The organism is Amycolatopsis sp. NPDC059021, from assembly GCF_042739895.1.
GTDB lineage: Bacteria > Actinomycetota > Actinomycetes > Mycobacteriales > Pseudonocardiaceae > Amycolatopsis.
Map to the genome: position 1 here is coordinate 1 of NZ_JBHYIQ010000170.1, position 8,402 is coordinate 8,402.

Here is an 8,402-nt window from a genome sequence, read left to right on the forward strand (position 1 = left end):
TCCGTGGGGGCCTCCTTGAGGGACTCTGGGTCCCTTGGGGAGGCCCCCACGGACCATCGCGGGAGTGCTGCGTGAGCCGGTGGGGGGACGCGGCGCGGATGGCGGTCGGGACCTTGACGACCGTGCCGGTCCCGGCGCCGCGGGTGATCGACGGCCGGGTGGCCGGGGCCGCGATGGTGCTCGCGCCGCTCGCGGCTGTGCCGCTGACGGTGGTCGCGGGGCTGGTCGTCGCGGCGGGTGACGCGCTGGGCCTGCCCGCGATCGCCGTGGCCGCGCTGGCGCTGGGCGCGGTCGCGCTGGGCAACCGCGGCCTCCACCTCGACGGGCTCGCCGACACCGCGGACGGTCTCGGCGCCTCCTACGACCGGTCGAAGGCGTTGGACGTCATGCGCCGCGGCGACTCCGGACCCACCGGCGTGGCGACGCTGGTGTTCGTCCTGCTCGTCCAGGCGGGCGCGCTGACCGGCGCGATCTCGCACGGACACGGTGTCACCGCGGTGGTTCTGGCTGTCCTCAGTGGACGGTGCGTGCTTTCGCTCTGCTGCGCCCGAGGTGTCCCGTCCGCGCGTCCGGAGGGGCTCGGCGCGACCGTCGCCGGGTCGGTCCCGATCGTGGCGACGGTGCTGGTCTTCGTGCTCGCCGCGGGCGTTTCGTGGTGGGCACCCGGCCTGCCGTGGTGGCGCGGTCCCCTCGCCGTCGCGCTCGGCTACCTCGTGGCGGCGCTACTGCTGGCGCGCTGCGTCCAGCGCCTCGGCGGGGTCACGGGTGACGTCCTCGGCGGTTGCGTCGAGGTCGCGGTGGCGGCGGCGCTGCTCACGACGGCATGATCCGGCCGATGCCGTGAAGGACTCCTTCACGGCACTCAGCGCCGGTAAGGAGTCCTTCACGGCCCTGCCACGGCGTCCGGGATCATGCCCGCCGTGATCCGGCCCGAGTGCCAGTATTCGACGAGGACGTTCCTGTCCGGCAGGTAGATCCATACGTCGTCACCGGTGTCGATCAGCTCGCCCGCGTTCGCCGCGGCGAGCCGGGCGGGCAGCCGCACCGTCGGGATGACCAGGTTGCCCCAGAACACGACCACGTCGGAGGTCGAATACCGCAGCACGCGTTCACCCAGTACTCGCGCCGCGTCCGCATAGTCCTGTTCGAAAGACTGTTCCAGCACGACGGCGCCCGACCAGTCGATCGCTCCGGTCGTCGCACGGTCGGTGGGGAAGCGTCGCAGGCTGACCGCCGCGAGCGCGTCATCCTCCTCACGGGAAAGCTGGCGCACCAGACCACGTTCCTGCGGGCCGATGGCGTCGAGCAAGTCGCCCAGCGCCTCGGGATGGGTGCCGTAAGGGTTGTTCACGACCAGAAGCTATCGGGCAGCGCTCACCGAACGCGACGGAGAATCTCGAGGAAGGCATCGGTCGTGGCGCGGTCCCGGACCGCGAGCCGCAGGTGGTCCGGCCCCAGCCCGGGGAAGGTGCCGCCGCGCCGGACGGCGTAACCCGCCTCGCGCAGCCGGAGCCGGACGTCCGCGCCACCGGCGACACGGATGAGGACGAACGGGCCGCGCGGGTCGCCGAGCACAGCGATCCCGGCCTCGATCAACCGGGAGACAAGGTATTCCCGGTCGGCTTCCGCGGCCACGGCCAGCTTTTCCGCCTCCTCCAGTGCGGCGGGGCGGCAACAGGCGACCGTGGCCACACCGGCCAAAGTGGACACCGACCACGGCGGCTGGACCGCGCGCAATCGCGAGATCAGCGACGGCTCACCAAGGACGTAACCTGCACGGAGCCCGGCCAGACCCCACGTCTTGGTCAGGCTGCGCAGCACCACCACACCCGGAATGCGTTCTCCGGCAAGGCTTTCCACCTCGCCGGGGATCGCGTCAAGGAACGCTTCGTCCACGACGAGCACGCGCCCAGGGCACGCCAGCGAACGCAGCGTGGACGCCGGGTGCAGCACCGACGTCGGATTCGTCGGGTTGCCGACGAAGACGAGATCCGTGTCCGAGGGAACCGCGGCCGGGTCGAGCCGGTAACCGTCCACTTCGGACAGCACGACGCGGTGGACGTCGTGCCCAGCGGCTCGCAGCGCGGCCTCAGGTTCGGTGAACTGCGGATGCACCACCGCGGCGTGACGTGGTTTCAAGGCCGACGCGAGCAGCGTGAACGCCTCCGCGGCCCCAGCGGTCACCAGCACGTCCTCCGGGGCACGCCCATGACGTCGCGCGACGGCTTCCGTAGCGGGCGCGGCGTCGGGATAGGCGGCCAGATCGTCCAGCGCGGCGGCGAGTTCGGCACGCAGCCACGGTGGTGGCGCCGGGAGCCGGACGTTCACCGCGAGGTCGACGAGACCGTCGCCGACCTCGCGATCGCCGTGGTGATGGAGGTCGTACTCAACCATGGGCCGCGGCCAGGGCGTGGGCGTGAACGTGCGCGGCGAAACGGTCCGCCAGCGCCGGATATCCGGCCCAGTGGACGTGCAGATACGAGGCGTGCAGGCTCGGCGAGGCGAAGCCGTCGAGCGTGCGGTCCCAGCCCCACGCGGCCGTGTCGCCGTGTGCGGGGGTGATTTCGGTGCGATGGAACTCGTGGCCGGTGACGCGTTGCCCGGCCACGGCGAGCACGTTGTCCGCGACCGCGACCGCCTTGCGATAGCCGAGTTTCCCGCGTTTCGTCATGGCCGCCGTGGCATCGACGGCGCCCACCATGGGCAGGTCGTCCAACGAGCGGCACAGGTACAGCAGGCCCGCGCACTCCGCGCTCACCGGCATCCCCGCGCCGATCGCGGCGGCGACCTCCGTGCGAAGCTCCACATTGGACGATAGCTCGGCGGCGTGCACCTCGGGGAACCCGCCGCCGAAGTAGAGGCCCGCGCAGCCCGGCGGCAAAGCCTTGTCCCGCAAGGGATCGATATCGACGACGTCGACGCCGCGGGTGGCAAGGAGCTCGGCGGTTTCGGTGTAGCGGAAGGTGAAAGCAGGCCCCGCCGCCGCGGCGATCGTGGCGCGCGGGCCATCGTGCTCCGGCCCCGGACTCCACGACTCACCGGACAACGCCGAAGCACGGCGTGCCACACGTACCACCGCGTCGAGGTCGACACCACCGGCGACCCACGACGCGAGTTCCGGCAGCACGCGCCGCGACTCCGAGGCCCGTTCCTCAGCGGGCACGAGGCCGAGGTGACGGCTCGGGGCGTGGATGGAATCGTTGCGGCGCAAGGCACCCAGCAGTGGGACGCCGGTCGCCTCCAGCGCGGTCGCGATCTCGTCCTCGTGCCGCTGCGAGCCCAGCTTGTTGAGGATCACCCCGGCGAGCCGGACGCGGGTGTCGTAGTTCGCGAAGCCCAGCACGGTCGCGGCCACGCTGCGGCTCGCCGCCGAAGCGTCGACGACGAGGATCACCGGCGCGTCGATCAAGCGCGCGACATGGGCCGTCGACGCGTAGCCCTCGGTGCCGAGCGCGCCGTCGAACAGGCCCATGACGCCCTCGATGACGGCGATGTCCGCGCCCGAGGAACCGTGGCGCAGCAAGGGAACCAGCTGCTCCTCGCCCTGCAGGAACGGGTCGAGGTTCCGGGCGGGGCGGCCGGTGGCGAGCGCGTGATACCCCGGGTCGATGAAGTCCGGGCCGACCTTGTGCCCGGACACCCGGTGCCCCGCCGCGCGCAGGGCCGCCATCAGCCCCGCCGCGATCGTGGTCTTGCCGTGCCCCGAACCGGGCGCGGCGATGACCACCCTCGCTACCATTCGATGCCCCGCTGGCCTTTTTGCCCCGCGTCCATCGGGTGTTTCACCTTGGTCATCTCGGCGACCAGATCGGCGGCCTCCATCAGCTCCGGTGGCGCGTACCGGCCGGTGATCACGACATGCTGATGACCGGGCCGCGACGTCAACGTGGAAACGACGTCGTCGACTTCGAGCCAGCCCCATTTGAGCAGATAGCTGAATTCGTCAAGCACGTAGAAATCGTGGGTTTCCGCGGCGAGCCGGCGTTTGATCTCCGCCCAGCCTTCCCGCGCGTTCTCGGCGTGATCGTCCTCGGTGCCGGACTTACGCGTCCAGCTCCAGCCCTCGCCCATCTTGTGCCATTCCACCGGCCCGCCCTGCCCGGTGTCCTCGTGCAGTTTTCCGAGCGCGCGGAACGCGGCTTCCTCGCCGACCCGCCATTTCGCCGACTTCACGAACTGGAACACGCCGATCGACCAGCCCTGGTTCCACGCGCGCAGCGCCATTCCGAAAGCGGCGGTCGATTTCCCCTTCATCTCGCCGGTGTGCACGGCGAGCAGCGGCCGGTTACGGCGCTGGCGGGTGGTGAGGCCGTCCTGCGGGACGACGGCGGGTTTTCCTTGCGGCATCAGGCAGCCCTTCCGGACGTGCGGGCGCGCACCGCGCCGGCGAGCGCGTCGGCGGCGACCTCGGTGAGCGGAACGTGATCGGCGCCGAGGTGCCCGGCGAGTTCCGCGGCGAGCCCCAGGCGCATCTTGCCGTTTTCGCAGTCCATCACGACCGCGGTGACGTCGGCGAGCAGCCCGGCGGCCGCGTGCGCGCGCGCGACGGCGTCGGCGCCGCTGGTGGCGCGGCCGTCGGTGACCACGATCAGCAACGGACGCCGGCGGGGATCACGAATCGCTTCGACTCGCAGGACTCGCGCCGCTTCAAGGAGTCCTTCGGCCAGCGGCGTACGGCCGCCGGTCGGGAGTTCGTCCAAACGGGACGCTGCCGCGTCGACGCTGATGGTGGGCGGCAACGCGAGTTCGGCTCCGGCACCGCGGAAGGTCACCAGGCCGACCTTGTCCCGGCGCTGATAGGCGTCCAGCAGCAGGGAAAGCACCGCGGTCTTGACCTCGCGCATGCGTGCGCGGGCGCCCATCGAGCCTGACGCGTCGACGCAGAACAGCACGAGATTGCCTTCCCGGCCTTCGCGCCGCGCGAACCGCAGATCCTGTTTCCGTACCCGCAATCCGCCGCCGTCCCGGCCCCGCGCCCGCTGGTGCGGCGCGGCCGCGCGGACGGTCGCGACCAGGTGCGGACGTCCCTCGCGCACGCTCGACGGCTGCACGCCGATCGTCCGGCCGTTGTCGGTGATGGCCCGCGAACGCCGTCCGCGCTCCCCCTCGCCGGTCCCCTTGACCTCGAAAGCCCTTGCGCGGAAAGCCTTTCCGGCGCGCTCGACCATGCCGTGCTGCCGGTCCCCGCCGGGCTGCCCGCCGGTGTCGCCCTGCTGGGTGTCGCCACCGGCGCCACCCTGGGCGTCCTCAGTGGACGGTGGTGCCGACCCGGAACCCGGCCCGTCATCGTCGGGCCCGTCATCGTCGGGCCCGTCATCCGGACCTTCCGGCGGCCCCGGTTCGTCGGGTTGCGCGTCCTGCAACGCGTGCTCGAGCTGCTCCTCGGAGATTCCCGGCGCGTCGAAGGGATTCCGGCGGCGCCGATGCGGCAGCGCGAGCCGCGCCGCCACCCGGATGTCCTCTGTGGACACTTCGTCGCGGCCGGCCCACGCCGCGTGCGCGACGGCGGTCCGCGCGGTGACGATGTCCGCCCGCATCCCGTCGACCTCGAACGACGCGCACACCTCGGCGATCTGCCGCAGCGCCTCGTCCGTGAGCTTCACCGAGGGCAGAAGCCGTTGCGCCGCTTCGATGTCCGCCGCCAGCTGCGCGTCGGACACGGCGTACTCCGCGGCGAAGGCGTCCGGATCCGCCTCGTAGGCCAGCCGCCGCCGGACGACCTGGACGCGCTGCTCCGGGTCGCGGCTGGAGGCGACCTCGACGGTGAGCCCGAACCGGTCGAGCAGCTGCGGGCGCAGCTCGCCCTCCTCCGGGTTCATCGTGCCGATCAGCACGAACCGCGCCGCGTGCGACACCGAGACGCCCTCGCGTTCGACCGTCGCGCGGCCCATCGCGGCGGCGTCGAGCAGCGCGTCGACCAGGTGATCGTGCAGCAGGTTGACCTCGTCGACGTAGAGCAGCCCGCGATGCGCGGCGGCGAGCAGACCCGGCTGGTAGTCGGTGATTCCCTCGGAAAGCGCGCGCTCCAGGTTCAGCGAACCGATCACCCTGTCCTCGGCCGCGCCGACCGGCAGCTCGACCAGCCGCGCGGGCCTGCGATGTCCGGCGGCGCCGTCGTGCGGGCCGTCCGGGCACGCCGGATCGGGTGAAACCGGATCGCACGAAAAGCGGCAGCCGTCGACGACGTCGACGCTTGGCAGCAGTCCGGCGAGCGCGCGCACCATGGTCGACTTCGCGGTGCCCTTTTCCCCGCGTACCAGCACTCCGCCGACGGCGGGCGAGATCGAGGAGAGCACCAGTGCCAGGCGCAGGTCCGGCATCCCGACGACGGCAGTGAACGGGTACGGCTTCAACGACGCTCCTCGCGGCTGGCGACTCGGCTTCCGGCCGATCATCGCACAGGAGCCGGGTCGACTAGCCTGCCTCAGCGTGCGCGAAAAATCACCCTTCCCCGTGGTCGGTATCGGCGCCGACGGCTGGAGCGGCCTGTCCGAGGAGGCCAGGACCCTTGTGCTCTCGGCCGACGTCGTCATCGGCGGTGCGCGGCAGCTCGCCTACCTGCCGCCCGAGGTGGAAGCCGACGCCGTCGAGTGGCCCGCCCGGCTGCTGTCCAAGCTCGACGGCTTCCTCGCCGAGTACTTCGACCGCCGGATCTGCGTGCTCGCCAGTGGCGACCCGCTGCTGTCCGGCATCGGCACGACGCTGATCGAGCGCGGTTACGACATCCAGGTCCTGCCGACGCTGTCGTCGGTGACGCTGGCCCGCGCGCGGCTCGGCTGGTCCGCCGAGCAGACCGAGGTGGTTTCGGTGGTGGGCCGCGACATCGAGCGCGTCGCGCGGGCGCTGACCCCGGGCCGGAAGGTGCTCGTCCTCGGCGCGAAGGCCCCCGCGCTGCGGAAACTGCTGAGGTCGCGGAAGTTCGCCAAGAGCACGTTGCGGGCGTTGGAAAATCTCGGCAGTCCCGATGAGCGGATCTCCGACGGCTGGGAGCACGACCCCGGACCGCTCACGGTGTTCGCGATCGACTGCGTCGGCAAGGCGCTTCCGCTGATCGGCCTGCCGGACGACGCGTACGACCACGACGGCCAGCTCACCAAACGCGATGTGCGAATCTCCGCGCTCGCCCGGCTCGCGCCGTCGCCCGGCGAACTGCTGTGGGACGTCGGCGCGGGCGCGGGCAGCATCGCGATCGAGTGGTTGCGCATGCATCCGCTGAACCGGGCAATCGCGATCGAGGGGGTCAGCTCGCGCGCCGACCGCATCGAACGCAACGCCTACAAACTCGGCGTCCCCCAGCTGCGGGTGGTCTGTGGCCTGATCCCCGACGCGCTGGTGAGACTCCCCAAGCCGGACGCGATCTTCATCGGCGGCGCGCTGACGACCCCCGATCTGATCACCGGCTGCGTCGAAAACGCGTCGCGGATCGTCGCGCACGCGGTGACGCTGCAGGGCGAGTGGGTGCTCGCCGACGCGCATCGGCGGTACGGCGGCGAACTGACCCGGATCTCGGTCCAGCGCATCGAACCGCTCGGCCACTACGACGGCTGGAAGCCGTCGCGGACCGTGACCCAGTGGTGCAAGATCAAGTGACCGTGCACTTCATCGGCGCCGGGCCGGGCGCCGCGGACCTCATCACCGTGCGGGGCCGCGACCTGCTGGCCCGCTGCGACGTCTGTCTCTACCCGGGCAGCATGACGCCGCCCGACCTGCTCGGCTACTGCGCGCCGGACACCCTGCTCATCGACACGGCGAACCTGTCGCTGGACGAGATCGTCGCGCGGATGGTCTCGGCGCACGAAGGCGGCCACGACGTCGCGCGGCTGTGCTCGGGCGATCCGTCGCTGTACAGCGCCGTCGCGGAGCAGATGCGGCGTCTTGACGACGCCGGCGTGCCGTACGCGATGGTGCCCGGCGTACCCGCCTTCGCGGCGTCGGCGGCGGTGCTCGGGCGAGAGCTGACCGTGCCCGAGGTCGGCCAGAGCCTGATCATCACGCGGGCGCAGGCGCGGTCGACGTCGATGCCCTCGGGAGAGACGTTGGCGAACTTCGCGGTCAGCGGGGCGACGCTGGCGCTGCACCTGGCGATCAACCACGTCGAGCGGGTGTGTGCCGAGCTGATCCCGCACTACGGCGCGGACTGCCCGGCGGCCGTGGTCGCGCTGGCCAGCCAGCCCGGCGAGACCGTCGTGCGGGGGACGTTGTCGGATATCGCGTCGCAGGCGCGAGCGGCGGGGATGACGCGCGCGGCGACGATCTTCGTCGGCCGGGTGCTCGCCGCGGAGGGCTTCCCGGACAGCTTCCTCTACTCCGCCACCCGGGACCGCCGCTCCCAACCGGACTCGCTGTGAGCCGGACGTTCCGTGAAGGCCACCTTCACAGCGCTCAGGGTAGTGAAGGAGGCC

8 protein-coding genes are annotated in these 8,402 nt (G+C 71.7%); 3 read left to right on the forward strand and 5 right to left on the reverse strand.

Translation table 11 applies throughout. The features are described from left to right. Window positions 1-98 precede the first annotated feature (98 nt). Window positions 99-827, forward strand: a complete 729-nt coding sequence (locus ACFWX1_RS46465; RefSeq protein WP_378396352.1) for an adenosylcobinamide-GDP ribazoletransferase — start codon at window positions 99-101, stop codon at window positions 825-827. 56 nt (window positions 828-883) lie between these two features. Here the strand turns inward: ACFWX1_RS46465 and ACFWX1_RS46470 are convergent, their stop codons facing one another. The 5 genes from ACFWX1_RS46470 to ACFWX1_RS46490 are packed head-to-tail and all read right to left on the reverse strand — an operon-like array spanning window position 884 to window position 6,353. Continuing rightward, complete coding sequence (locus ACFWX1_RS46470) at window positions 884-1,351, reverse strand: hypothetical protein (RefSeq protein ID WP_378396344.1); 468 nt, start codon at window positions 1,349-1,351, stop codon at window positions 884-886. A gap of 23 nt (window positions 1,352-1,374) precedes the next feature. Then, window positions 1,375-2,394, reverse strand: coding sequence for an Rv2231c family pyridoxal phosphate-dependent protein CobC (gene cobC, locus ACFWX1_RS46475; RefSeq protein WP_378396345.1), 1,020 nt, complete (start codon window positions 2,392-2,394; stop codon window positions 1,375-1,377). Beyond that, window positions 2,387-3,739 carry a cobyrinate a,c-diamide synthase gene (locus ACFWX1_RS46480; RefSeq protein WP_378396346.1) on the reverse strand — a complete coding sequence of 451 codons (1,353 nt, stop codon included), beginning with the start codon at window positions 3,737-3,739 and terminating at the stop codon, window positions 2,387-2,389. Before ACFWX1_RS46480 ends, cobC begins: the two co-directional genes overlap by 8 nt. Continuing rightward, complete coding sequence (gene cobO, locus ACFWX1_RS46485) at window positions 3,733-4,347, reverse strand: cob(I)yrinic acid a,c-diamide adenosyltransferase (protein WP_378396347.1); 615 nt, start codon at window positions 4,345-4,347, stop codon at window positions 3,733-3,735. Before cobO ends, ACFWX1_RS46480 begins: the two co-directional genes overlap by 7 nt. Continuing rightward, a complete protein-coding gene (locus tag ACFWX1_RS46490; RefSeq protein WP_378396348.1) occupies window positions 4,347-6,353 on the reverse strand; it encodes a putative cobaltochelatase in 2,007 nt (668 codons plus the stop codon). The genes cobO and ACFWX1_RS46490 overlap by 1 nt, the downstream gene beginning before the upstream one ends. Window positions 6,354-6,429: 76 nt before the next feature. On the opposite strand from ACFWX1_RS46490, the gene cbiE reads away from it, so the two are divergent. Both cbiE and cobM read left to right on the forward strand, forming a co-directional pair. Next, window positions 6,430-7,590: a precorrin-6y C5,15-methyltransferase (decarboxylating) subunit CbiE gene (gene cbiE / locus ACFWX1_RS46495; RefSeq protein ID WP_378396349.1), complete on the forward strand. Its 1,161-nt coding sequence runs from the start codon at window positions 6,430-6,432 to the stop codon at window positions 7,588-7,590. After that, window positions 7,587-8,348, forward strand: coding sequence for a precorrin-4 C(11)-methyltransferase (gene cobM / locus ACFWX1_RS46500; protein ID WP_378396353.1), 762 nt, complete (start codon window positions 7,587-7,589; stop codon window positions 8,346-8,348). Before cbiE ends, cobM begins: the two co-directional genes overlap by 4 nt. Window positions 8,349-8,402: the final 54 nt, after the last annotated feature.